Origin of the sequence: Paenibacillus silvae (assembly GCF_014639235.1) — a bacterium.
Taxonomy (GTDB): domain Bacteria; phylum Bacillota; class Bacilli; order Paenibacillales; family Paenibacillaceae; genus Paenibacillus; species Paenibacillus silvae.
This window is the reverse complement of the sequence record NZ_BMFU01000007.1, coordinates 193,517-218,742: the sequence shown is the minus strand read 5'-3', so window position 1 is coordinate 218,742 and position 25,226 is coordinate 193,517. Positions and strand designations below refer to the sequence as shown.

21 protein-coding genes are annotated in these 25,226 nt (G+C 49.4%); 20 read left to right on the top strand and 1 reads right to left on the bottom strand.

What is annotated here, in order from left to right:
- Positions 1 to 33 precede the first annotated feature (33 nt).
- Positions 34 to 1,566 carry a phospholipase D family protein gene (locus IEW26_RS21635; RefSeq protein WP_188593840.1) on the bottom strand — a complete coding sequence of 511 codons (1,533 nt, stop codon included), beginning with the start codon at positions 1,564 to 1,566 and terminating at the stop codon, positions 34 to 36.
- Between the two features lie 202 nt (positions 1,567 to 1,768).
- Between IEW26_RS21635 and IEW26_RS21630 the strand changes: the two genes are divergently transcribed.
- From IEW26_RS21630 to spoIIR, 20 genes are all read left to right on the top strand, one after another.
- Positions 1,769 to 2,680: a MerR family transcriptional regulator gene (locus tag IEW26_RS21630; RefSeq protein ID WP_145404446.1), complete on the top strand. Its 912-nt coding sequence runs from the start codon at positions 1,769 to 1,771 to the stop codon at positions 2,678 to 2,680.
- Between the two features lie 329 nt (positions 2,681 to 3,009).
- Positions 3,010 to 4,560 (top strand): phytoene desaturase family protein, encoded by a 1,551-nt coding sequence (locus tag IEW26_RS21625; RefSeq protein ID WP_188593839.1) that lies wholly within the window; start codon positions 3,010 to 3,012, stop codon positions 4,558 to 4,560.
- Entirely contained in the window at positions 4,557 to 6,020 is a 1,464-nt protein-coding gene (locus IEW26_RS21620; RefSeq protein ID WP_188593838.1) for a phytoene desaturase family protein, read from the top strand. Before IEW26_RS21625 ends, IEW26_RS21620 begins: the two co-directional genes overlap by 4 nt.
- Positions 6,017 to 6,889: a phytoene/squalene synthase family protein gene (locus IEW26_RS21615; RefSeq protein ID WP_188593837.1), complete on the top strand. Its 873-nt coding sequence runs from the start codon at positions 6,017 to 6,019 to the stop codon at positions 6,887 to 6,889. Before IEW26_RS21620 ends, IEW26_RS21615 begins: the two co-directional genes overlap by 4 nt.
- Complete coding sequence (locus IEW26_RS21610; RefSeq protein ID WP_188593836.1) at positions 6,889 to 7,656, top strand: carotenoid biosynthesis protein; 768 nt, start codon at positions 6,889 to 6,891, stop codon at positions 7,654 to 7,656. Before IEW26_RS21615 ends, IEW26_RS21610 begins: the two co-directional genes overlap by 1 nt.
- Positions 7,625 to 8,392 (top strand): lysophospholipid acyltransferase family protein, encoded by a 768-nt coding sequence (locus tag IEW26_RS21605; RefSeq protein ID WP_188593835.1) that lies wholly within the window; start codon positions 7,625 to 7,627, stop codon positions 8,390 to 8,392. Before IEW26_RS21610 ends, IEW26_RS21605 begins: the two co-directional genes overlap by 32 nt.
- A gap of 1 nt (position 8,393) precedes the next feature.
- Positions 8,394 to 9,554, top strand: a complete 1,161-nt coding sequence (locus IEW26_RS21600; protein ID WP_229729967.1) for a glycosyltransferase family 2 protein — start codon at positions 8,394 to 8,396, stop codon at positions 9,552 to 9,554.
- A 65-nt stretch (positions 9,555 to 9,619) separates the two neighbouring features.
- Positions 9,620 to 11,140 carry a phytoene desaturase family protein gene (locus IEW26_RS21595; RefSeq protein WP_188593893.1) on the top strand — a complete coding sequence of 507 codons (1,521 nt, stop codon included), beginning with the start codon at positions 9,620 to 9,622 and terminating at the stop codon, positions 11,138 to 11,140.
- Between the two features lie 476 nt (positions 11,141 to 11,616).
- On the top strand, positions 11,617 to 12,684 hold the full coding sequence (gene fni / locus IEW26_RS21590; protein WP_188593834.1) for a type 2 isopentenyl-diphosphate Delta-isomerase: 1,068 nt from the start codon (positions 11,617 to 11,619) through the stop codon (positions 12,682 to 12,684).
- Between the two features lie 1,357 nt (positions 12,685 to 14,041).
- Positions 14,042 to 15,394, top strand: coding sequence for a transcriptional regulator (locus tag IEW26_RS21585; protein ID WP_229729966.1), 1,353 nt, complete (start codon positions 14,042 to 14,044; stop codon positions 15,392 to 15,394).
- Between the two features lie 2 nt (positions 15,395 to 15,396).
- A complete protein-coding gene (locus IEW26_RS21580; protein WP_188593832.1) occupies positions 15,397 to 15,534 on the top strand; it encodes a hypothetical protein in 138 nt (45 codons plus the stop codon).
- 470 nt (positions 15,535 to 16,004) lie between these two features.
- Entirely contained in the window at positions 16,005 to 16,175 is a 171-nt protein-coding gene (locus IEW26_RS21575) for an aspartyl-phosphate phosphatase Spo0E family protein (RefSeq protein WP_188593831.1), read from the top strand.
- Positions 16,176 to 16,381: 206 nt separating this feature from the next.
- Positions 16,382 to 16,858, top strand: a complete 477-nt coding sequence (locus tag IEW26_RS21570; protein ID WP_188593830.1) for a GNAT family N-acetyltransferase — start codon at positions 16,382 to 16,384, stop codon at positions 16,856 to 16,858.
- A 240-nt stretch (positions 16,859 to 17,098) separates the two neighbouring features.
- The gene (ychF, locus tag IEW26_RS21560) at positions 17,099 to 18,199 is read left to right on the top strand and encodes a redox-regulated ATPase YchF (protein WP_111269052.1); all 1,101 of its coding nucleotides are present in this window, start codon (positions 17,099 to 17,101) and stop codon (positions 18,197 to 18,199) included.
- Between the two features lie 322 nt (positions 18,200 to 18,521).
- The gene (locus IEW26_RS21555) at positions 18,522 to 19,130 is read left to right on the top strand and encodes an SUKH-4 family immunity protein (protein ID WP_268237068.1); all 609 of its coding nucleotides are present in this window, start codon (positions 18,522 to 18,524) and stop codon (positions 19,128 to 19,130) included.
- A 360-nt stretch (positions 19,131 to 19,490) separates the two neighbouring features.
- Positions 19,491 to 20,558: a peptide chain release factor 1 gene (prfA, locus tag IEW26_RS21550; RefSeq protein ID WP_111269058.1), complete on the top strand. Its 1,068-nt coding sequence runs from the start codon at positions 19,491 to 19,493 to the stop codon at positions 20,556 to 20,558.
- Positions 20,559 to 20,582: 24 nt separating this feature from the next.
- Complete coding sequence (prmC, locus tag IEW26_RS21545) at positions 20,583 to 21,473, top strand: peptide chain release factor N(5)-glutamine methyltransferase (RefSeq protein WP_188593892.1); 891 nt, start codon at positions 20,583 to 20,585, stop codon at positions 21,471 to 21,473.
- An 85-nt stretch (positions 21,474 to 21,558) separates the two neighbouring features.
- A complete protein-coding gene (locus IEW26_RS21540; protein ID WP_111269059.1) occupies positions 21,559 to 22,788 on the top strand; it encodes an FtsW/RodA/SpoVE family cell cycle protein in 1,230 nt (409 codons plus the stop codon).
- A gap of 271 nt (positions 22,789 to 23,059) precedes the next feature.
- Positions 23,060 to 24,292, top strand: a complete 1,233-nt coding sequence (locus IEW26_RS21535) for an FtsW/RodA/SpoVE family cell cycle protein (protein WP_188593827.1) — start codon at positions 23,060 to 23,062, stop codon at positions 24,290 to 24,292.
- A gap of 267 nt (positions 24,293 to 24,559) precedes the next feature.
- On the top strand, positions 24,560 to 25,219 hold the full coding sequence (spoIIR, locus tag IEW26_RS21530; protein WP_188593826.1) for a stage II sporulation protein R: 660 nt from the start codon (positions 24,560 to 24,562) through the stop codon (positions 25,217 to 25,219).
- The last annotated feature ends 7 nt before the right edge of the window (positions 25,220 to 25,226 follow it).

Genomic DNA, 25,226 nt, shown 5'->3' with positions numbered 1-25,226 from the left:
CGAGTATTAAAGCTAAGCTCAAAAATGCACAACTCAAAATGTAGTAAAACCTAGAATAAGCTGAAGTTTGTACAGGATGCCTTTCAGAAAAGTAGTGTTCTCCTGAAACTCCTCCAGATTCAATGTAAACGTTGCATCCTCGTTCACCCATATCCGTTTGAAATAATCAGCAACATCAATCGTGAAGGCAGCGTCTGCCGGTGCGGCAATCCACATATCATTCTCCAGATTGTAGTCATTCAGATTCCGGGGAGTGAAGTTGGTTGAACCGCCTATGACGATATGATCTCCAGTCGCTTTGGCGATGTAGATCATCTTGGTATGGTACTGCTCCTTGGTGGTGTTATACCAGCGAACCTGAATACTGCCACTGGATTTGTCATGCAGCTCCGCAGCTACAGGGCGATTGGGAATGCCAATCTTCTCTTGACCAAACGCATTTTCGTTTGGATCAAGCACGAGCCGAATGTCTGTGCCTCGCTTCGATGCATCCAGCAACGCCTCCAGCACTTTGGGTGAAGCGATGTAGAACATGCCCATCCATAACGTATCGCCTTTGCCAGTCTGATTGATCTCATAGAGCAGCGCATCATTGACTTTACCCTCGGTTAAATATCGCAGACGAATCGGCCCTTCACTTTCACTTTCCTTTGCTGCCTCGGAGAATGGAGAGGAGTCAGAAGAGAAAGAGGAAGAGGAGGTCTGCGCTGAAGCATCATATACAGGCAGCTGTCCCCCACCAGACATATCCACAACGGCTTGCTCCGCTTGAATAATATCCCCGATGACCGGTCCGGTTACCTCGAAACCGATGTTGGAATGATAAGCGCTGGCATCGTGAATGTTGCCTGAGGAGACGATGGCGGTTTTCTCGCTGGCAACCACTTTGCGGTGATTGGCCTTCACATTCAGCAGTTTAAGATAGGAGCGGAGCGTAACATCCGGGCCATCAGTTGCCATCAGATTTGGAATCCAGCCTTTCCCGGATTGTCCGAACCATTGGAAGAAGGTACGCCAGACCGCAGAATACACCGGTGTAGAATCGCGCAGCGGATCAAGGTTCGTGATGACGACATGGATACCCGCCTGTTTCATCTGCTCCAGCAGTGGATTAGGCGCAGCGTTATAGTTGGTATTCACTTCATCGGTAATGAACCAGATACTCATATCCGGATTGTTTGTTTTTTTGGCGATGAGGGTATCGGTGAACTGCTGGCTGACTGGTGGAAAATGCTGCCCCTTATGCTGATAGTTGTTGAACAGAAACATATCTACGACGACAAACTGCTCCGCATCCTTCACGACCTGAAGCATACGCTGGAAAATCTGCTGTTCATGCTGCATCTGCCCATCCGAGGAAGGATAGGTCAGATCGTTCAGAAACTGCACGTTCTGTACCCGATACTCCTGACTTGCGTATGAAATACCTGGCGGCAGCGGCTTGTAGGTCTGATAGATCATTACGGCAATGAGCCATAAAATAAGCAGCGCAATAGCTGTTCGTATGTAAGGAAATTTGCGTTGTGAAGAATGCTGCTCCGAGATGCTGCGGCGCGATGAAACCAATGATGGATGCCTCCCTTCTTTGCTTGCTGAATGACGTATATTACCACACGTATGACGATGTTGACGCAGGAGATGTGTAAGAATGCTCACGAGAGGTGCAGCAGGATGAGATGGAGCGCGTTAATCGACAGGTGCAAAGTCGTTGTGTATAATGAGTGTATTATTTTTGTAGAACGTTCATGGAGAGAAAGTAGGTAATCATGTGTATTCCATCAAACAAGTCGCTGCTATGCTTGGCATTCAGGCGGTCACGCTCCGGGCTTGGGAAAATCGGTATAATGCAGTCACCCCTGAGCGGACAGAGTCGGGTTACCGCATGTACACGGAAGAGCATGTTGCTGACCTGCGCTGGCTGAAGCAGCAGATTGATCAGCATCAGACCAGCATCTCCGAGGCCGTACGCATGTTGAAGGAAAAGAAAGAAAGCAGGTCTAAAGCTGTTATTCCTATGCCTGCAGCGCCTCCAGTACCTAATGCTGAAGAGGCATATGAACATATGACCGATCAGATTTATGATTCTCTTTATCATTTTCAGGGCGAGCGTGCCAACGGTTTGATTGATTTTGGATTCACGATGTACGGATACGACAGCATGTTCTATCATGTGCTCGTACCCATCCTGGTCCGGGTCGGAGACGCATGGGAGGAAGGGCGTGCAACGGTAGCACAGGAGCATTTCATGACGCAGCTGATCTCCCAGCGTTTTTATCAGTTTTTCCATCTGTTCCCGATCTATCCGCATCTGCCCAAAGTTCTGGCCATGTGCCCGGAAGGGGAGCACCATCAGGTCGGTTTGCTGCTCTTTTCTTTGTTTATGCGCAAAAATGGAGCTGAAGTGCTGTATCTTGGCGCCAATACACCGGAGGACGGTGTGTTCCCGATTATTCGCGAGCAGAAGATCAAGCTGGTTTGTCTGTCCATTACCAGCTCTGGACTGGTGGATACCTGTGATCGGCTGATCGACCGGATTCGCGAGGAGTTTCCTCATGTGCGATTTGTCCTGGGTGGCAAAGGGTTCGAACGTGCGGAGCATGCACGATACCCGGAGTGGATTATGCCTGAAGATTCAGGAGACTGGCAGTCATGGATTGAACGCGAGTATTTTACAGGATAGCTTGCAGAACAGCCGCGAGCTGTCACCCGGCGAACAGACAGGGGACACTCTCTACACGCATTCAACATAAAACGAAAATGAAAAGAATAGATTCATGTATAGCGGACATCCTTTGATCTAATGATCAAGGGATGTTTTTTGCTGTGTAATCATTGAAAAAGAACATTAATTTGACCCATCGGTCATTTTATGTTTTACTTGTCGTATAATATTTGTACTACATTTGTATAATGTTTTTCGGTTTATCCGATTAAAGTGTTTCTTCACAGTTTAATAGTAGGTTAGGGGCTCGAGAACTAGAGGTTCCCCTACATAGAAAGGTGAGTGGCATGATACCGAATCAACAACGCAAGCGTGCAGCTGTCATTGGCGCAGGTCCAGGCGGGCTTGCCGCAGCCATGTTATTGTCTGGTCAGGGATATGAGGTCAATGTTTACGAGAAGCAGCCAGCCATTGGGGGACGTTCTTCCCGTCTGGAGCTGGGTGAATACAAGTTTGACCGCGGGGCTACGTTTCTGATGATGCCTCAGTTAATTGAAGAAATGTTCGATGTGGTCGGACGCAAGCTGTCGGATTATGTGGATATGAAGGAACTGACCCCGCTGTACGCTTTGAACTTTGGAGACAAGGTATTCAAGCCTTCACGGAATCGCGAAGAGACAGCAGCACAGATCAAGGAGCTTTTTCCTGGTAATGAAGAGAATTATCTACGGTACATGCGAGACGAGGAAGTGAAATTTGGCAAAGTGATGCCGCTGCTCCGCCGTCCGTTTGGCAAGCTGACCGATTATTTGCGCAAAGATGCGATCACCGCACTACCCAAGCTTGATATAAATAATACGGTTTACGGCATTCTTTCCCGCTACTTTACCGATGAACGCCTGCGCTGGGCATTTACATTCCAGTCCAAATATTTGGGCATGTCCGCTTGGGATTGTCCGGGCACGTTTACGATTCTGTCGTTTATCGAGCACCAATACGGATTGTTCCATCCGATCGGCGGCGTGAATCGTGTATTCCAGGCCATGGCGGATGTCGTTGAAGAATATGGCGGACGGATTCACACCGCTACACCTGTGAAGCAGGTTATTGTTCGCAATGGCCGGGCTGAAGGTGTGCTGCTGGAGAACGGCGAACGGATTGAAGCCGATCATGTTGTAGTTAACGCCGATTTTGCCCATGCAGTGAACCATTTGTTTGAACCTGGCGTACTGAAGAAGTACACCCCTGAGAAAATGAAACGGAAAAAATATTCCTGCTCCACAGCCATGCTCTATCTGGGTGTAGATGGCGAGATTGACCTGCCGCATCACTCGATTTATTTTCCAGAGGATTACCGGGTTAATGTAGACGAGATTACAAAGCACAAAATACTGTCTGCAGACCCGTCTCTATATGTTCATAACCCATCCAGACTTGATCCGACACTCGCACCGTCAGGAAAATCTGCACTTTATGTGCTGATGCCAACCCCAAACCTCACGGGAGACATTGACTGGGAGGCCGAACGATCGAAAGTGCAGGAAGCGATGCTGAAGCGGCTCGAAGCGATTCCAGAGCTGGCTGATATCCGTGGCCGCATTGAAGAATGCAAGCTGTTTACGCCGCTGGATTGGCAGAATGAGCTGGATGTATACCGCGGTGCAACCTTCAACATGGCTCATAATCTGGGTCAGATGATGTACCTGAGGCCGCATAACCAGTTCGAGGAATTGGAACGTGTATGGCTGGTGGGTGGAGGTACACATCCGGGCAGCGGTTTACCGACGATTTTTGAATCGGCCCGCATCAGTGTCAGACTCATTCAGGAAGAGGATGCACGCAGACATACTAAGCCTTCATCCTATGTGCAGACGGCGGAAGTCGGAGGGCACTCATGAAGCGGGCGGCAATTGTGGGGGCAGGGATTGGCGGGCTGACCTCCGCGCTGCTGCTTAACCGTCAGGGATGGGATGTTACGGTATACGAACGGGGTTCCCGTGTGGGCGGACGAATTGCTTTTGAACAGGAAGGCGATTACCGCATTGATCAGGGTCCGACGATTGTACTGCTGCCGGAGATGCTGTTAGGCATTCTCGAAGAGGCGGGTGTGGACCGCTCCAAGATTGAGCTTCTGCGCTGTGACCCCTTATACCGGGTGCACTATCACAGCGGACGAGTCATGACCAAGATGACGGACCGTGATCAGCAAACGGCAGAGATTGAACGGCTGTTCCCCGGCGAGGGCCATGGATTCAACCGGTTTATGAAGGATATGGACACCCTGTTTCCTGCAGGTCGCGCGGCGTTTCTGGAACAGATGTTTCCACGCAAAAGGGATTTCTTCACCCCTTCGCTCATGTCCCTCATGGGCAGACTGCGGGCACACAAAAGTGTGCGCAAGGCGGTAGGGGATTATTTTGAACATGAAGAACTGCTCGATGCGTATTCGCTGCAAAGCCTGTATATCGGCGGATCACCCTTCGGTACTCCCGGTATCTATTCCTTGCTTCCCTATGCGGAGCACGAGTATGGCATCTGGATGGTGAAGGGCGGTTATGCCGCTTTGCCCGCTATTCTGGAACAGGAGCTGCTCTCGCGCGGCGGCAGAATCAAGCTGCAGACGGAAGTTACCGGCCTGATGATCGAAGGTGGCGTGTGCACAGGTATAGAAACGGCAGATGGCGCAGAAAATGTGGATGCTGTGATCTATAATGGGGATTTCCCCCATGTGAACGATCTATTGAGGCAGACACCTCAAGCAGCTGGCAGACGAAAGGCCTATCGTCCTTCTTCCGGTTGTGTGCTGGTCTACGCTGGGGTAGATAAACGCTGGGAGGATGCGGTGACACACCAGTTTTTCCTGCCTCCAAGTCTGGATGGAAGTCTCAAGGAAGTATTCAAGCAGCGGCGTATTCCGGCACATCCTTCGTTCTATGTGTTCAACCCGGTTGCGGTGGATGATTCGGCTGCTCCTTCAGGGCAGAGTGTGCTGTATTTTCTCATCCCTGTGCCGGATGCTGAAGGCGTGAACTGGGAAGAGCAGAGCGAGGCGCTGGCAGATCGTGTGCTGGAGGAGGCGGAGCAGCGGGGATTCCCGGGACTTCGTGCAGCGTTACAGTGGAAAAAGGTACGGACCCCTGCTGACGCAGCGCGTGACGGTCTGTATGGCGGTGGAAGCTTTGGCATTGCACCTGTGCTGTTTCAGTCGGGTGTATACCGTCCGCAGCCCAAGCCGTTTCCGCAGATCAGAGGCTTATACGCTGCCGGTGCATCGGTGCATCCAGGTGGCGGCGTGCCTATCGTTATGCAAGGCGCACGAATGGCTGTCAATCAACTCATGAAGGAGATGGGAAAATGAATGAAGCAATATTGAGCAGATGTGAAGAGTTGATGCAGAAGGGCTCCTCGTCTTTTTATCAGGCCTTCAAAGGGCTGCCAAGTCCGCGCCGCGAGGCGGTATATGTGATCTATGCCTTTTGCCGCATGATTGACGACAGTGTGGATGAACCCGAGCAATCGACATATACGATACATGAAATTCATGATTTGTTTGAGCGTCTGGAGGAGGCAGAGGGACATTTCATCTGGCCTGCACTGAGATGGCTGTTCAGCAGCTTCCCGCATCTGGACAAAGGCCCTTTTTTCCGTCAGATGGAAGGCCAGTTAAGTGACCTGAAGAAGACCCATTACGACACGATGGAGGAGCTGGAGCACTACTGTTATCTGGTAGCTGGAACAGTCGGCGAGATGCTGCTGCCTGTGCTGCGTAATGATAACGGGGCAGAAGTGGCGATGAACGGGATAGCACTCGGTAAAGGCATGCAGATCGTCAACATTATTCGTGATGTGGGCGAGGACCGGGCAAGATTGCGCCGCTACGTGCCGCTGGAGATTATGGAGAAGCACGGGTACTCCGAGCAGGATTGGGAGAACGGCGTGGTGGATGAGCGGTTTGTTGCGATTATCGATGATATGAAGTCGGCGGCGCTGAACTGGTTCCGCATCGGCATGGATCGTCTGGACACCTATCCGGTGGAGAGTGCATTTTCAATCGAGCTTGCGGCAGCATTCTATTCCACGATTTTGCACGCCGTAGAGCGTAACGACTATGATGTGTACACGAAACGGGCGTATGTCAGCGACGAATTGAAACTGGAGATGCTCGGTGCGATTGTGAAACGTTACCCGATGCTGGCTTATCAAGCTTCCCGAATGGCGGTATCCTGATGATCCAGTGGGTGTACTGGGTGTGGTATACCATTGGAGCCATCCTGATGCTTACGATTGGTGTTCCCGAGGTGTTATCCTTCTCTAACGGACTATTCCTTGTATTTTATGCACTTTACGTGCTTGACCTTATATATCAGCCATCCAACCGATCTGCTCTGTCCGACCAGTCAGTCAAGTGGCTGCGTCCCGACCTCTGGATTGCTTCATTGATCATCTGGCTTGGGGGCATGGGCGTAGAGTGGATCGGTGTACATACCCACTGGCCTTTTGGCGAATACGCGTACTCCGACTTCTTTGGCGTGCATCTGTTCAGTGTTCCGGTGACGCTTGGGTTCGCATGGATCGCCGTTGTTGGCAATTCAGCGCTGATCAGCGGTGGCGGATCGACCTGGGGTGGCAAGCTGGTACGTGCACTCAAGACAGGCTTTTGGGCGATTGTGCTGGATCTGGTACTTGACCCGGTTGCTCATGCGAGAGGGTTCTGGGAATGGCAGTCCCCAGGCGGATTCTATGGAGTACCATGGACGAATTACATTAGCTGGTTCATTATGGGGGCATTTCTTTCGCTCTTCCTGCCAGCTGTGCCTAACGATCGCCGCTCGCTCCTTCGAGCGAAATGGCTGTATCAGCTGTTCATCCTTTTGTTCGGTGTGCTGGCGCTGAAGGAAGGCATCACAGGCAGCTTCATCATCGCGATTGCAGGTGTGCTGCTTGCCGAGGGGAGCTGGTTGTATGATCCGCGCCGTAAAATCCAAAGCGTTTGAGCGGATATTCACCCTGTACAATCATTATTATCTGCTGCGCAGACGTTTTCGTTCGTTTACGCTTTCGGGCTCGCTTGATCCACAGGTGCTTGATGGAAACGGCAGGCTGCAGCCTATGGCACCGGATCAATCGGTAGTTTATTTCATGAACCACAGCTCATGGTGGGACGGATTGCTGCTGTATCATGCGGCGAAGCAAACCTCGCGTGGGGATCATTATGTGATGATGGAGGAGCAGCAGCTTCGGCAATATGCTTTTTTTCGCAAGCTCGGGGCGTATTCCATCAACAAGGACAGTTCATCTGGGGTTCGGACATCGCTGAAATACACGAATGAGCTGCTGGCTGCTGGCAAAAGGGTCTGGCTCTTCCCGCAGGGTGAAATTCTGCATCAGGAGGCTCGGCCGATTCAGTTTCGCCCGGGTATTGGACTTGTGCTGCGCCGTTTCCCGCAGGCTGTCGCCGTGCCGGTCACGTTATGTCATGGCATGGTTCAGCATGATTTGCCGGAAATCTCCATGCAGGCGGGTTCGCCTATCGTGGGAGATTGGAGAGCGTGGAAGAGTGAAGAGATTGCAGAGCGGCTGGGGCGAGTATTGGAACAACAGCTGGATGAGCACAGGGCTGCTTTGATCCGACTTGGGCAAGGGAGTCTGCCGGACGCGTACCCCTTGATTCGCGGCACACGCTCTACCAGTGAAAAATACGATGAGGCACGAAGGCGGGTGAACCGATAGTATGAATGAAGGTGTGGGTACAGCTGAAATTCTGTGGATGTGTCTGGTCGGATTGCTGCTCGTGCAATTGTTGTTTGCAATATGGAATGCCGCCTGTCTGCCCAAAATACGTTCTTTCCAAAGAGGCAGCATACAGCCGCCCGATCTGCTGGTCTCCGTTCTGATTCCTGCAAGGAATGAACGCTTACATATTGAAGAATGTCTAGAAAGTGTGCTTGCCAGTCATACGAAGGGATTTCGCATGGAAGTATTGGTGCTCGACGACCGCTCTGAAGATGAGACTGCTTCACTCGTTCAGGCGATTGCTGATCGGGATTCGCGTGTGCGATTGCTGCACGGGACCGACCTTCCTGCAGGGTGGATGGGCAAATCCCATGCCTGTCATCGTCTGGTTCAGGAGGCGCAGGGGGAATGGTTTATGTTTGTCGATGCCGATGTTCGTGTGAAGCCGGATGCAATCAGGCAGATGGTGGCGGCCGGGTGTGCCCAGGGCGGCGGTCTGGTTACGGGATTCCCCTATCAGGTGGCAAGAACCTGGATGGAAAAGCTGGTCGTGCCAATGATGATGTTTACGATCATCAGTCATTTGCCTATTTTCATGATACGCAGGTCAGCCAGTCCGATGTTTGTTGCCGCTACGGGGGCTTTTTTGCTTATTCATCGCACAAGTTATGAAGCATCCGGCGGTCATGCTGCCATTCAGGCACATCTGGTGGACGACATGAGTCTTGCCAAAGCAGTCAAACGTGCCGGGCATCCCGTGTTGCTCGCGGATGTGCATGATGTAACGAGTACACGTATGTATCAGAACGGTGAAGAGGTATGGAACGGGTATAAAAAAAACATGTACGAAGGCATGGGCCGGAGAGATGCACTGTTAATTGGTACGATGTTTATGTATTTTATGATGTACATTGTGCCGCCGCTAGGGCTGGTTATAGGACTGCTTACGGGGAACGAGACATCCATTCTGTACGGATTTATAGGCACGTTGCTTGGCATGGCTGTAAAACGAGTATCCGATCATATCGGAGGTCAGCCGTGGTGGCTCGCACTTTTTCAACCGATCAGCATGGCTTGTGTCATTGCCATCGGTCTGGCCTCATGGCAGGCGGGACGATCTGGTAAAGGGTACGTATGGAAAGGCAGGCGGTATAGCTGATGCACAATGCACAGGGGAACGAGAATGGAAATGCAAATGCGAGAGATGAAGGATCGGGAGTAGAAATGCATAACGGGCACCGAGAGGCGGCATCAGTTGGGAACTCAAAACAGGACGTCATTATTATCGGTGCAGGCTTCGGAGGCCTGTCCTGTGCGATCCGTCTTGCTTCGGCTGGTTTGCGTGTAACGATGCTGGAACGGCAGGAGCATGTGGGTGGCAAGCTGCAGCAAATCGAGCAGAACGGGTATCACTTTGACCGGGGCCCAAGCACGATTACGATGCCGGATGCATTTCGCTCGGTGTTTGATCAGGCTGGCGTGCGGATTGAGGATTACGTGCAGCTGTATGAGCTGGAGCCGCGGACAAGGAATGTGTTTGCAGACGGCACGGTTGTTGATCTGTCGAGAGATCGTGGCTGGATGAAGGAGCAGATCGCTGCATACAGTCCGCAGGATGCCATGCGTTACGATGCGTTTATGGATGAATCTGCGTCATTGTATATGGAGGCGAATCGCCATTTTCTTGGTAAGCTGCTGCTGAAACCGTCCGACAAATACAATCTGCAAATGCTGCGCAGTCTGCTCCGGGTGCGCCCTGCGGTCAAGCTGGATACGCTGCTGCGCAGGTATTTCAGCCATCCGCATACCCTTGCGATGTTTGGGCGGTATGCCACATATGTAGGATCATCGCCGTATCTGTCGCCCTCCATTTTTGCAATGATGGGTCATGTTGAAGCAGAAGTAGGCATCTACGGGGTAAAAGGCGGAACGTATCAGCTTATCGAAGGCATGACCCGTCTTGCAAGGGAGAAGGGTGTGCAGATTATGACGGGTATAGAGGTGCACCAGATTGTCGTTCGGAACGGAAAGGTCGTTGGCGTGGATACGGATCGGGGATTGATGGAGGCTGACCGAATTGTGGCCAACGGTGATGTGCTTAGTGTGAACCGGCTGCTGCTCGCACCCGAGCATCGGAAACGTATGAATGATGCCCGCATTGCAAAGTATGAGCCTTCCATCTCCGGTTTTGTTACCCTTGCCGGAGTGCGCAGACAATACGGTCAGCTGCTGCATCATACCGTCTTTTTCCCGGAGCGGTATGAGCCGGAGTTCGAGCATATTTTTCGTGACCGCATGATGCCGGCCGATCCAACGATATATATCTGTTACTCTGGATATTCTGAATCAGGCATGGCTCCTGCGGGAGCGAGCAATCTGTTCATTCTTGTGAATGCGCCATATCTCTCGAACGCCTGGAAATGGGAGGAGCAGCAGAAGTGTTACGGCGAGTTTGTGCTGGAGCAGCTGGAGTCACGCGGCATTGGCGGGCTGAAGCAATCAGATGTGTTGATCCGATATACACCGCAGCAGATCGCACGTGATACATTAGCTCATCAAGGCTCCATCTACGGGATTTCATCCAATTCAATGAAGCAGACTTTTATGCGTCCGGGCAATCAGAGCAGCGATGTTCAGGGACTCTGGTACGTTGGCGGCACAACCCACCCTGGCGGCGGAACCCCGATTGTTACGTTATCCGGTCAGCTTGTGGGTGAGCAGCTTGCAGCGGAGATGGGCAGGTAAGAGCAGACGGGCAGGTGCATGCGCATGCGCAGTTACAGGTAGAGTAGATGCCGTAAGAAATGGGTGCTCCGGGACTCCATGAGGCAGATCAGGATGCTGTAATTGTTGTATGGCATTGCGGGGCAACTCAGGGGTCCAATCTGGTTAAGCAGAGTGCCTAGGAGTCCAGTAAGGTAGACCAGTGTGCTTCGAGATTCCAATAAGTGAAGTAATCTGCTGCTCCGAGACTCCAATTAAGGTCATTGATGAGATCGCGGGGTTTTGGAGCATCCTTTCATTAGGTGAACAGGAACGGTATACTGGATAGAGTTGTTTACATAGAAACAAGAGTACGGAGCAGGTATCCGTAAGGCAGGCAGCAGGAAAAGATGAAGCATGGAACAACATGAAACGTGAAGCACGAAACTTGAAATATGAAACAAAAATTGCTTTCATTCCTGCCAATTACACATCATACTCACATAGGAGGTCACATCATGAATGAACAAGAACGAGCCGGCAAACGGCTGCTGCCCGAAGTGGCAACGGGAGAACGGAAGCTGGAGCACGTGCGCCTCTGTCTGGAGCAGAATGTGGCAGGAGAAGGCATAACGAACGGGCTGGAGAAGTTTGCATTTCGGCATCACCCGCTGCCAGAGCTGGACTTTGAAGAGGTGTGTCTGGACACTTCGTTCCTTGGCAAAAAAATGCGTACACCCCTGCTCATCAGCTCGATGACGGGTGGAAGCCAAACCACTGGCGCTATCAATGAGCGCCTGGCACGAGTAGCGAACGCCAGAGGCTGGGCGCTCGGGGTAGGCTCGATCCGGGCTGCCGTGGAGCAGCCGGAGCTCGCGAGCACATTCGATGTCCGCCGCTGGGCACCGGACATCCCGGTCATCGCGAACCTGGGCGCGGTTCAGCTGAACTATGGCTTCAGCACAGCTGATTTCCAGCGTGCCGTGGAGATCGCTGGCGCGGATCTGCTCGTGCTGCATCTGAACACGCTGCAGGAGGTGTTCCAGCCGGAAGGCAATACCAACTTCAGCGGTCTGTACCAGCGGATCGAGAGCCTGTGCCGTGAACTGGAAGTGCCCGTTGGCGTCAAGGAGGTTGGCTTTGGCATCGATGGTGTGACGGCACAGCGCCTGTACGAAGCGGGCGTGGCATTCATCGATGTGGCTGGCGCGGGTGGGACAAGCTGGGTACAGGTTGAGAAGTACCGAAACAATAACCCGGTACGCCGGGCGGCAGCGGAAGCCTTTGCCGACTGGGGCATTCCCACAGCCGAGTGCATTCAGGACGTGCGCGCGCTTAATCCAGATGGGGCGCTGATCGGCAGCGGTGGACTGCACACGGGCGTGGACGCCGCCAAAGCGCTCGCTCTGGGTGCCGACCTCGCCGGCTTCGGCCGCTCGCTGCTCGAATCCGCCGTCACCTCCGACGAAGCACTATCCGAGCGGCTGGAGCAGGTCGAATTCGAGCTGCGCACGGTTATGTTTGGCATCGGTGCAGGCAGCATTGCAGATGTGAAGCAGACAGAACGTCTGGTGGAGCGACGGTAGCATTGGTTTAGTTAGATGAGGTATTGTGATGGTGTCGCCTTGCCGATTGGGGCATGAAGATGACTGGGGTAGGGCGCCGCGCAGCTGGCCTGCCGAAGCATAATAGAAGCGGGATTTTGTGGACGTTGAGGAGCCGGAGTGGAGAAATAAAGGTTGGGTCATACAACCAAAGCGCTAACGATTCCAGATAACCTTATTTCACCCTTAAAACGGCTTTTAAAAATCTAACGATTCACAGAAGCGCTATTTTGGCAAAAACGCAGAAATTTCGGTTGAAATCGGGGTGTTTGGAGTAAATAAGGCTTCTGGAGATCGTTAGAATTTCAAAGTGACTCAAATGTGCTAAATAGCGTCTTTGGGAATCGTTAGAGATTAAGGAGTCCATCTGGCACTCGTTGATCGTTTAATATAGGATTGGAATGTGCTAGAGAAGGGGATTCCGTGGTGCGAACCCCAAGCTCACATGATTTCCCCGGGAGATTCGCACCTGTAATTTGATGTTTTTGTGACCTTTTGGCAATGGTTTATGATTATACTGGGTATTTCTGAAGCCATCGACGAAGTAGCCTGGTATAATATTAAGAAGATACGTCATGCGAATTAGATTTTACAACTTTACTACGTCTGTTTTCGCTGTCGCGCTCTGTATGGAGTGCGTGGATTGAAATATGGATACACCACAAGCATTAATCCAATCTAAGAATGTCGCGCTCTGTATGGAGTGCGTGGATTGAAATGCCCACCACAACCGCAAGGAGAAAGAGCCTAAGAAAGTCGCGCTCTGTATGGAGTGCGTGGATTGAAATACTATTGGCAAGGTTAACAAGTGTCTGTAGTTTATGTCGCGCTCTGTATGGAGTGTGTGGATTGTATTGATTAGATCTACAGAGCATTCTCCATACTTTTGTCTCCGTATTGTGGAATTGATAAAAACACCCAATCCCATCTTTGATCTATTCAGATGGGTTTGAGTGTTTTTTATGTTTAAAAGAGTACTTTTCATGTTCGTTGTTACATGTGCAATCAGCTTATTTAGCTTCTGGTTTGTACACAAGCACATCTGTAATAGAGTAATCATTTCCTGACATTGATCGTAACGTATTACAATATTATTTAGAGTATCTAAGTCAAGTCTTTTTTGATTGAATCAATCGTGAATAAATTGAGTGGAATGGACGGATTGTCATTTCTTACGGATATCCTATTGTGGACTCCAGAACGGATCGATATGAACCTGAAGATTGATCAGTAGTATATATTTATAAATAGTAAAAAAATTACAAGTAAAATATTGCTAATTGACATAATTTTATAGTATGATTTTATTGACCATTGCTTAATTTTTGATTGGAAGGTGGTGTTCCCGTTGAACTCAAATGCCACAATACGTGAACATTTAGAAATTTTTTTGAAAACAAACCATATGACTCTTAATCAATTTTCAGAAATTTCAGGTGTTAATTCTGGTACGTTAAGCGGGACGTTGAATGGGAGCCGCCCCATTGGTATGCAGCAACTAGATCGGATTACGAAAGGCATGGGGCTAGAGGAAGGTTATTTTTACGACTTATACATACAAGAGTGTTTTGTGCATTCAGGCCCGGATTGGCGAAGATTAAGGCCGTTTTTATATCGTTGTGCGGAACTTGACAAGGTTGAATATATGGAAGAAGCTGTTAACCTGATTATGGATAATCTGTCTTATGCCCCTCTTTTATTTGAATTGGCAGAGCAGTTATATCATGAAGGGAGGCTGATAGCAGCTAGACCTCTCTATCGTTGCGTAGCTGAGAGTGAAAAGATGCAGCATTCGGAACGGTTGGCGCTAAGTCAGTATCGGTTGTTTACGATCGGACTTTCAAAAGATCAGATGAGTAACCTAGCACTTGCCACACAGTTTGAATTTTTTGTGGATCGTTTAGACGAGCCTTATCAGCTTGATGGATTAAATGACCTGATTAATGTCTATGCATCCTTGCGCCTATGGGATAAGGTTAGGACGTTTGCTGAGCAATTAAAATTAAAAGCAATGATACAGTATGAACTTAATAAGAAAGCAAAAGTTGTAGAACATACATCAAAAAAACAGGTGCTATTTTATGTGTTTTATGCAGACTTGGCTTTAGGAGAAGTTTGTTATTTTTATGAAGAATACGGAGAAGCACTCCAGTTTGTTGATTCCTATGCCGATGCTACTTGGGTAACTAATCCTACAGAAGAGGAGAATGTTGTCATCCATCAATTCGCGGAATGGGCAGAGGGTAATCGTTATCTGTACGAATTGATGTCTGGTAAGACAGAGGTAATACAATATTATTTAAATTATATATCCAAAAGAGAGAGTGAAATTTTCCCTGCACTATGCGCAATAGTAACTGCAGCAAATCGTTTTGATATTAACATTGATCTTGTTCTTAATGAGTATGAGCCTTATATAATAGATCAAGAACAAAATAGCCGTATAGGAAAAATCAGTGAGCAATATACGAATGATCAGTATGGAGCTTTGCTTATCAATCTAGGAAAATACTATTTAATGCGGGAAAGGTATAATAGAGGTTATAAGGCAATTCTAAATGGGTTGGATTTTGCAATCAGAATCAGAAATAAAGATGGGATTTTGGATTGTATAAAGGAGTTTGAGAAATTCAGGGACTATGCACTTGAAGAAGTTAAACTGCGATATAGTCAATTAATTCAGGAGGTCTGATAATGAAGACAAAGCTGGTACCTTTTATTCTTTTATGTAGTGTTGTCTTAGGGGGGATCGTTCCTGTACCTCCAATTGTTCCTATTGAGAACCAACCTCCTGTGATTATAACAACCAATGGTCATGGCATGGGAAGTTAAATATTTTCCTAATACTAATTTTGAGAATGATGTTAGATGTTCCGAGGTATTTGAAAAAAACCGAAGGTATGCATCTGATTCCCTAATAATGCAGTATCAACATCTAATTAGTGAGGTGCAAAATCTCAATGATAAAAAAAATTAGTTTCTCTTATAGCAATATGTAGTGTGGTTATTATACTAACTGTTCCAACTCCAGTAAAAGAAGGTACTGAAAATCAACCAGATACCCGAATGACAACAAATAGTCATGGTCTTGGAGGTTAGTTTGCAAGTATCTTGAGTTATAAATCTTCTGAGTAGCTCCCTGAGTAGAAGTAACTTCTCTACTGCGAAGGGGGTTATTTGTGTTGCATTCACAGTTTAGAACGTTCATATGATTTCAAAAGTGAAATGTTAGCTGTTGGAGTTTATTTGAATTTCTGCTAATTAGCAGGGTGTTCTAAAATGGTACAGCAGGGAGGGATGTTATGGATCGTGACGAACTCAAACTGCGAATTGAAGAAGCAAGAGTGAAACTCCATCGATTAAAAACGGAGTACGGCGACCTTCTTCACCCTAAGGTCATCCACCAGTCCATGGTGCTGGACGAGCTGATTAATCGGTATAATCATGTTACAAGGGTAAAGCCGATGGAATAACCCATCGACCTCTGGGCGAGAAACTTTGGCCGGTCGCTCGCCCTTATATTTTAACATAAGTAGACATGGAAAAAAGAGAAGTGCCTAACTTACATCATCACAGGATACAGTACAATTAGGGTACAATAGACCAGGATCAATTAGCTGTCTAATTATACATACCTATCACACCTAAGTGATCACACCCAGATGAGGAGGAATACAGCATGGAACTGTTGCCAATGAACGGGGAGCAATTTGCGAGTTTTCACAGTCGTTCGATTGCAGATTTTGCAGAGGAAAAGGTAGAAGCAGGCACGTGGGCGCCAGAGGAGGCACAAGAACGGGCAGAGGAATCTTATGAGCGTTATCTGCCAGAAGGTTTGGAGACGCCAGGGGCATACGTGTACAATCTGGTGCATCCGGTGGACGGCATTGTCGGGTACATCTGGTTTAATGTTACGGAAAATCGTCGCGGGAAAGAAGCCTTTTTGCTGGATATTGTGGTGGAAGAAGCACATCGCGGCAAAGGGTACGGCACTGAGGCAATGGAAGCACTTGAACGTACAGCGCGTCGTCTTGGGGTGGACCGCATTGGTCTGCATGTGTTTGGACATAATGTGCGGGCAAGCAGCCTGTATCGCAAAATGGGCTATGAAGTGACGGATTTGACGATGTATAAAGAGATCGAGAACAGGGGCTGAAACGCTAAGCTTTAATCCTGTAAATCCTATATAAAAATGGATCATGCATTCAGGCCGATTGAGCGACTTAAAACATTATGGCCCGATGGGGATACTCACATGGACGCGGGAACCGGAGATCTACAGATCAGAATGACTGCCGATGAATCGGCGAAGTTCCTTGATGCCTTGGGGTTTGTCATATATAATGGTTAGGATTATCCATACCGAACAAGTAATGAATGAGGAGTTGTCATATACATGGCTTTGAAAGCTGGGATCGTAGGTCTGCCGAACGTTGGTAAATCTACATTGTTTAATGCAATTACACAAGCAGGTGCCGAGTCCGCGAACTATCCGTTTTGTACGATTGACCCGAACGTGGGGATCGTCGAAGTACCGGACGAGCGTTTGGACAAATTGACAGAACTGGTTGAACCGAAAAAAACAGTGCCAACTGCATTTGAATTCGTAGATATCGCAGGTCTGGTGCGTGGAGCTTCCAAAGGTGAAGGTCTGGGCAACAAGTTCCTTGCCCACATCCGTGAAGTGGATGCGATTGTACACGTGGTACGCTGCTTCGTAGATGAGAACATCACCCACGTCGATGGCAAAATCGATCCGATCAGTGACATCCAGACGATTAACCTGGAGCTGATTCTGGCTGATATCGAGAGTGTGGAGAAAAAAATCGAACGCTCCAAGAAAAACATGAAGGGCGGCAACAAAACGGCTGCTCAAGAAGTTGAAGTATTGGAGAAAGTCAAAGCGGTTCTTTATGAAGATATGCCTGCACGCAGCATGGAGCTGTCGGATGAAGAGCGCCTGATCGTACGTGATCTGCACCTGCTTACGCTGAAGCCGGTTCTGTATGCTGCCAACGTGGCTGAGGACGAAATCGGTGATGTAGCGAACAATGCATATGTGCAAAAAGTAAGAGAGTTCGCTGCTGCTGAAAATGCAGAAGTGGTGCCAATCAGCGCGAAGGTTGAGGAAGAAATCTCCGAGCTGGAAGGCGAAGATAAACAAATGTTCCTGGAAGAGCTGGGTATTCAGGAATCCGGTCTGAACCTGCTCATCAAAGCGGCTTACAAGCTGCTTGGCCTGTACACGTACTTTACAGCAGGTGTACAAGAGGTTCGTGCATGGACCATCCGTAAAGGAACAAAAGCACCAGGCGCAGCGGGTGTCATTCACACAGACTTCGAGCGCGGTTTCATCCGTGCAGAGGTGGTTTCCTATGACGATCTGGTTGCAGCAGGCTCCATGAACGGCGCCAAAGAACGCGGTCAACTGCGTCTCGAAGGTAAAGAGTACGTGGTGAATGACGGCGACGTTATGCACTTCCGTTTCAACGTGTAATCTAAAGTTCAACTTATAGTCTAAATTTCAAGATGCAATCCGCCGGGTTAACGGAGACATAATTACAAGCTGAAAGCTTCCGATTACCAGATTAGATCACGATCTAAAAAGGGATAATGGAGCTTCGAGCGGGATTATTTTTCGAAACGGGTATGGGTTAAAGTAAAGAACGGCACTGCTCTCTGGTACAGAGAATAGTGCTGTTTTTGTTTGGGATTTTATTCTGTAGCAAGGGGTTATATTTATGCCCATATGTTTGCGTTTCCACTGGATTGTTTACCCGTGATGGATATAATAAAAGAAAGAAGTATCTTCGGAGGAGGTGGCAAGAGTGGAGAATACGTCCCGATTGGTTCGATATGATTCTGTGCTTGTAGAGAAGGCCGGGTTGCCCGAAGAAGCGCAGGAGCTATTGATTAGGTCCGGCTTGCCACAGTTCACCTTGGATGGTGAACCTGTACTTGGGATTAGGTTTAATTCTGTGCAGGATTGCGAGCTGATACGGACATCGGATGATTCCAAAACGCTGCTGCCCATCGGATATGAGTGGGATGAGAATACGGCTGCGCTCGGACTGGAATCGGGAACGGGCTTACTGTACAGAGTAGATGTACAGACGGAAGAGTATGCAGTAATGAACAGCAGCCTGCACCTGTTTCTGACGTTTCTGAGCAGGTACACGGCCATCGTGAAGCAGCATTCCATACCTGATGAGCCGAGTGTCATGACGCTGGAGCAAGCGCGAGCGAAGCTGGAAGCATTTCGACGTGGAGAGATTAAACCTCGTTTCCAGGTAAATGAGCAGCTCAAAAAAGATGAAGCGGTGAAGCAGCTCCGTTTATTTTGTACTGAAAAAGACCCTGTAAGTATGCTTGATGAGGAAACATGGTGGAGTGTTGTACTGGAACAGTTGGAGGATGACCTGCTCTAGCTGTGAACTCTTGCTGTTCAGGAGCATAAGAATATGCTATAATAAAGAGTCGTATACCCATGATAAACTGTTCGTTCTAATCGTTGAGATGGGACGGGGAGCTTCAGGAGGTAGACGATTTATTTATATCACTTTAAAAGTAAAGGATTTGATGACGTTGTAGCGAGGTTATACGTCGATCATATAACACGAAATTGGAATGACATGCTGCGGTCAGGGGATTTGGTGAGAATCCTGTGGTTTGTGGAATTTGGAATTATAGATATATGTAGTACGAAAAGAATGAAGTATAGAAATGCAAATGGAACGGTAGGGAAATGCACATGTGCATGGACAAAATAAAACGTGAGGTGACTATACATGTTGGATAAATTGCAGGCGTTAGCCGATCGTTATGACAAGCTGAGCGAGCTTTTGTGTGACCCGGATGTAGCGAGTGATAACAAAAAGCTGCGTGAATATTCCAAGGAGCAATCCGATCTTCAGCCGACCTATGATGCTTACAATGAGTACAAACAGGTGAGCGAAGATCTGGAAGCGGCGAAGGAAATGCAAAATGAGAAGCTGGATGACGAGATGCGCGAGATGGTCAAGATGGAGATCGAAGAGCTGTCTGCTCGCCAGAAAGAGCTGGATGAACTGATTCGTGTGCTTATGCTGCCGAAGGACCCGAATGATGACAAAAACGTCATTGTGGAGATTCGCGGTGCGGCTGGCGGAGATGAGGCGGCATTGTTTGCGGCTGATTTGTACCGCATGTACACACGTTATGCGGATGCACAAGGCTGGAAGGTTGAGCTGATGGATGTGAATACGAACGATCTCGGCGGGTTCAAAGAGGTTGTGTTCATGATCAACGGTCGCGGCGCGTACAGCAAAATGAAATACGAGAGCGGTGCACATCGTGTGCAGCGTATTCCAACGACAGAATCCGGCGGACGGATTCACACGTCGACTTCAACGGTTGCGGTTATGCCGGAAGCGGAAGATTTTGATATCGAAATTCATGATAAAGACATTCGTGTAGATACGTTCTGCTCCAGTGGTGCGGGCGGTCAATCGGTTAATACAACGAAATCGGCGGTGCGGGTAACTCACGTGCCAACAGGTATCGTAGCGACATGTCAGGATGGAAAATCGCAGAACTCCAACAAGGAAAAAGCGCTGCAAGTGCTGCGCACACGTATCTTTGATATGAAACGTATGGAAGAAGAAGCGAAAATCTCGGTAGAACGTAAAAGCAAAGTGGGCACAGGGGACCGCAGTGAGCGGATTCGTACGTACAACTTCCCGCAAAGCCGTGTTACCGATCACCGCATCGGTCTGACCATGCACAAGCTGGATCAGGTGATGAACGGGGAGATTGAAGAAATTCTGTCTGCACTGACGATTGCACAGCAGGCAGAAATGATGGAAAGAGGAGAATAATCTGTGACGCGCGCGCAGTTTGTGATGACGCCGGAGCAGAGTTGCCGGGAAGCCTTTGTTGAGGCTTCCTCTTTTTTGGAGAAGTGCGGCGTGTACGAGCCGCACAACAATGCCCGGCTGCTGCTGGAGCACGTACTGGGCGTCTATGGCGCCCGGTACTACATGATGCAGCCGGAGCCGTTCCCCGGCGAGCTGCGCAGCCGCTGGGAAGACGCCGTCACGCGCAAGGCTGCGGGTGAGCCGGCGCAGTACATTATCGGCAGCCAGGAATTTTACGGGCTGCCGTTCGAGGTCACGCCGGCCGTGCTGATTCCGCGGCCGGAGACCGAGCTGCTGGTCGAAGCTGTGCTGCGCGCAGCCGACCGCGTGTTTGCCAGCGGCGGCGAAGCGGTGCGCGCCGTCGATATTGGCACGGGCAGCGGCGCCATCGCGGTAACGATGGCTTCGCTTCGCCCGCAGTGGCAGGTGGCCGCCGGGGACCTCTCGGCGGATGCCCTGCAGGTGGCCGCGCGCAACGCGGCCGCGAACGGCGTACAGATCGACTTCCGCGAAGGCGATCTGTTGGCCCCGTTCGCCGGGGAGCGGTTGGACATCCTGGTGTCCAACCCGCCCTACATCCCGGCGGGCGATATCGCCGGGCTGCAGCAGGAGGTGCGCGATCATGAGCCGCGCCTCGCACTGGATGGCGGTCCGGACGGGCTCGCCCCGTACCGCATCATGCTGGAGCAGCTGCGGCTGCTGCCTGCGCCGCCGCAGGTGATTGGTTTCGAGCTGGGCATGGGCCAGGCTCGGGACGTGGCGGCGCTGCTGGAATCGGCGGGGCGCTGGCCGGAGATTATAATCGTTCCCGATCTTGCCGGAATTGAGCGGCATGTTCTGGGTGTTCGACTTTCAGAACAGATGACAAAAATGTAAGGCGCGTAAGTTTTCTTTTTGCCGTGAAATCCTCTACAATGGGGTATGCCGAAGATTTTCTGAATGCTTGGGGGAACATAATTACATGCTGCACAAATTCAAAAAGATCGACTACTCCATCGTTTTTATACTTTTGATCCTGATGGTCATCAGTATTTTGTCCATTCATAGCACAACGTTTGGCCGTCCCAAGCTGGGGGGGCTTACACAAAGTGCGGTACTTTATTATATTTTAGGTTTTATCGTGTTTTTCGCACTATCCATGGTCAACTACAAGTTTATTCTGAAAAACTATTTGTATATTTACGGCGTAGGCATGCTGTTGCTTGTCTTTGTCATGTTTTTTGGTAAAGAGTATTATGGCGCTAAGGGCTGGCTATCCATCATGGGGGTAAGCTTGCAGCCTGCCGAGTTATTCAAGCTGTGCCTTATCGTTTTTTTATCCGCTTTACTGGCGCGGAAGAAAAATCGGCCGCTGTATTTCGGGCGTGATGTGATTCCGGTTTCGCTTTGCGTGTTGCCGCCGCTGCTGCTTGTACTGCTGCAAAACGACCTAGGGAACGCCTTGAGTTATGTTATTATCCTCATCGGGCTGCTGTGGATTGGCAATATCAAGTTTATGCATGCTTTTATCGGCTTTATTATTGCGGTCGTGGCTTTTGTCGGCGGGATTCAGGCGTATATTCACTATCATGATGAAATTGTGAAATTTCTGAAAGACATTGGTCGTTCGCACTGGGCGGATCGGTTCGACCCATGGCTGGTGCCTGATCAGACGTCGAGAGACGTATTGTGGCAGACGTATAATGCCAAGCTTGCGATCGGCTCGGGTGGCATCACAGGTAAAGGATATATGGAAGGCACAACGATTCAATCGAACCGTGTACCACTTGCTTATGCGGACTCGATCTTTGTGCAGATTGGAGAAGAGTTTGGTTTTATCGGGGCCTCGGTGCTGCTGCTGCTGTATTTCATTCTGATCCACAGGATGGTTCTGATTGCACTGGAGTGTAAGGATCGCGCAGGACCTTATCTGATTGTCGGGGTCATTGCGATGCTGCTGTATCAGATCTTCGTAAACATCGGTCCATTCATCGGTCTGATGCCGCTGACAGGTATTACACTGCCGTTTATCAGCTCGGGAGGAACCTCGATCATGATCAACATGATCAGTATGGGTATTGCGATGAGCATCAAGGTGCATACGGAGGAGAACGAGGACATTCTGGGATCGGCAGAACAGCCGAGTATTACGGAACTCGTAATGAAGCTCTTCAGACGCAAGCCTGCTCAGCAAGAACAGACGGAACAGTGAATATGAAGGCTGGCATTCGGCATTTGAATTTACAGTAAGGCATGTCCGTAAGTTATCACTGAAAAATCGTTCGTAAAATAAATAATCCATAGTAACCTTGGAACCGCTCCTTCCTGCCTTTGCTGGAGAGAGTCTCCAAGGTTTTTATTTTTATTTAATCCTCATCACCCTCCCTCACCCGGATTTCCATTCATGCTTTCAATTAGATACAATGGTAATATTGATCTATATTGGAAAATGGAAAGCGGGATTAGGGGGATATTCAAGCATCATGTGGAAAACGGTAAAAAAGCTGGATGGTGTCATTCTGTTTGTACTGTTGTTGCTGATGATTATGAGTGTGGTGGCAGTATACAGCGGAACACGTTTTGATCCCAAGCTGGATAGCCATCATGTGAAAACGATATATTTCTATATCGCTGGATTTATTGCTGTCATCGGCATTGGATTAATCAATTACAAGTTATACGTGAAATATGCATTGCTTCTGTACGGGATAGGCATCCTTTTCCTCTTCCTTGCGAATGTGCTGGGAAGTAAGGTGAATAACGCAAATGGCTGGCTGAAGATCAGCGAGAGCATTTCTTTTCAACCGGCCGAGCTGTTCAAAATGATTCTAATTCTGTTTCTCGCCCACCTCATCGTGAAGCGAAAACGGGGGGAGTTGGGGTTTTGGCGGGATGTGGTGCCGATCGGGTGCTGGACGTTTGTTCCGTTCGCGCTCGTCATGGCACAGAATGACCTGGGGAATGCACTGGGGTATGTGGTTATCCTGGTGGCTGTCTTGTGGATCGGGAACATCAAGCTAAAACATGCGATCATCGGGGTGACGATAATAGGTGCGGTTTTAATCGGTTTTATCAAATCCTATACGTTCTACCATGAAGAAGTATTTACCTTTTTGGAAAAAATAAAAAGAGAGCACTGGGCCGAGCGCATTGATCCGTGGCTTGTTCCCGAAAAGGCGACAGCCAAAGCGATGTGGCATACGAAAAACGCAGGGCTTGCGATCGGATCAGGCGGGATCACGGGCAAAGGTTTTCTGGAAGGAACCTCTGTTCAAAGCGGGCGTGTGCCGTATACCTATTCAGATTCGATCTTTGTGGTGATTGCGGAAGAATTCGGTTTTGTAGGCGCTTCGCTGCTGATTCTGCTGTACTTTATCCTCATCCATCGGATGGTGCTGATTGCGCTAGGGTGCAAGGATCGTGCGGGGCCCATTATCATTGTGGGCATTATCGGCATGCTACTTTATCAGGTGTTCGAAAATGTAGGCGCGTTCCTTGGCCTGATGCCGCTAACTGGCATTACCCTGCCCTTTATCAGTTACGGGGGGACTTCTTTGCTGATTAATATGGCCTGTATTGGACTGGTGATGAGCATTAAGCTGTATGGAGACGAGGATGAGGATGAACTGCTGCCGGAGGAACAAGGACCATCGCTGATGCAGCGAATCTGGAGTCTTGTAACACAGGGCAAAGGAAAAAGTCATGATGTATCTTAGACGATTCATAGACGTATTCTGGAGTATTTCGGCTTTTAGTCACACACGCAGCTGAGATAGGATAGCAAGGAGGCTGGCAGGTTCGGAAGCGAACGTGTAACAGCCTCTTTGGATATTCGTTATACGAGTTGTTGAGGTGTGACACATTCTATGAAATTTTAATAGATTTGTGCGTATATCAGGTTTACTTCCTTCTCTACCGGGCATACTGATAGACATGAGAGAGTTGGCACCGTGATAGGATACCGAGCCGAGGGGGAGAACGGAATGAGTAGACCAATTGTGAAGCAAATCGGACTTATTATTGTATGTCTTATGATGGTCATTATGATGTGGGAAGGTCAGAAAACAGATGCGGCTGTAGCCGCTGCGGCGATTCCGGAGCAGTCGATCCGTTTGCGGATTCTGGCGAATTCCGATGCGACCGGAGACCAGCTTGTGAAACGTGAGATTCGGGATGCTGTCGTTGCGCAGATGGGAGAATGGGTTGGAGAGCTGGATGACCCGCAAAGCCTGGAGCAGGCACGTCATGTGATCCGCGAGCATCTGTCCGAGATCGAGAATCGGGTGGGAGAAGAATTAAAACAACGCGGCCTGACCTATGATTATCAGGTGGAGCTGGGTAAGGTTCCTTTTCCAACGAAGCTGTATGGGGGTACAGTGTACCCTGCGGGTGACTATGAAGCGGTGCGCATTACGCTGGGAGAAGGCAAGGGGCAGAACTGGTGGTGTGTATTGTTCCCGCCGCTGTGCTTCATTGATGCAAGCACAGGAGATGCGCTGGCGAAGCCGTCCACAGTCTCTGCCGCAGCAGCGGATTCGGTAGAGGTGAAGGCATCCGTGCAGGGGGAGACGCCTGAAGCGAGATTTTTCCTCTGGGATGTGGCTGTGAAATTGTGGGATTGGGTAACAGGATTGTTCTCATAACAAGGTC

Bases quoted from the DNA above. Each gene is read 5' to 3' on its own strand.
- IEW26_RS21625 (WP_188593839.1), top strand. From the start codon at position 3,010: ATGATACCGAATCAACAACGCAAGCGTGCAGCTGTCATTGGCGCAGGT.
- IEW26_RS21620 (WP_188593838.1), top strand. From the start codon at position 4,557: ATGAAGCGGGCGGCAATTGTGGGGGCAGGGATTGGCGGGCTGACCTCC.
- IEW26_RS21615 (WP_188593837.1), top strand. From the start codon at position 6,017: ATGAATGAAGCAATATTGAGCAGATGTGAAGAGTTGATGCAGAAGGGC.
- IEW26_RS21610 (WP_188593836.1), top strand. From the start codon at position 6,889: ATGATCCAGTGGGTGTACTGGGTGTGGTATACCATTGGAGCCATCCTG.
- IEW26_RS21605 (WP_188593835.1), top strand. From the start codon at position 7,625: ATGATCCGCGCCGTAAAATCCAAAGCGTTTGAGCGGATATTCACCCTG.
- IEW26_RS21600 (WP_229729967.1), top strand. From the start codon at position 8,394: ATGAATGAAGGTGTGGGTACAGCTGAAATTCTGTGGATGTGTCTGGTC.
- IEW26_RS21595 (WP_188593893.1), top strand. From the start codon at position 9,620: ATGCATAACGGGCACCGAGAGGCGGCATCAGTTGGGAACTCAAAACAG.
- fni (WP_188593834.1), top strand. From the start codon at position 11,617: ATGAATGAACAAGAACGAGCCGGCAAACGGCTGCTGCCCGAAGTGGCA.
- IEW26_RS21580 (WP_188593832.1), top strand. From the start codon at position 15,397: ATGAAGACAAAGCTGGTACCTTTTATTCTTTTATGTAGTGTTGTCTTA.
- IEW26_RS21575 (WP_188593831.1), top strand. From the start codon at position 16,005: ATGGATCGTGACGAACTCAAACTGCGAATTGAAGAAGCAAGAGTGAAA.
- IEW26_RS21570 (WP_188593830.1), top strand. From the start codon at position 16,382: ATGGAACTGTTGCCAATGAACGGGGAGCAATTTGCGAGTTTTCACAGT.
- ychF (WP_111269052.1), top strand. From the start codon at position 17,099: ATGGCTTTGAAAGCTGGGATCGTAGGTCTGCCGAACGTTGGTAAATCT.
- prfA (WP_111269058.1), top strand. From the start codon at position 19,491: ATGTTGGATAAATTGCAGGCGTTAGCCGATCGTTATGACAAGCTGAGC.
- prmC (WP_188593892.1), top strand. From the start codon at position 20,583: ATGACGCCGGAGCAGAGTTGCCGGGAAGCCTTTGTTGAGGCTTCCTCT.
- IEW26_RS21540 (WP_111269059.1), top strand. From the start codon at position 21,559: ATGCTGCACAAATTCAAAAAGATCGACTACTCCATCGTTTTTATACTT.
- IEW26_RS21535 (WP_188593827.1), top strand. From the start codon at position 23,060: ATGTGGAAAACGGTAAAAAAGCTGGATGGTGTCATTCTGTTTGTACTG.
- spoIIR (WP_188593826.1), top strand. From the start codon at position 24,560: ATGAGTAGACCAATTGTGAAGCAAATCGGACTTATTATTGTATGTCTT.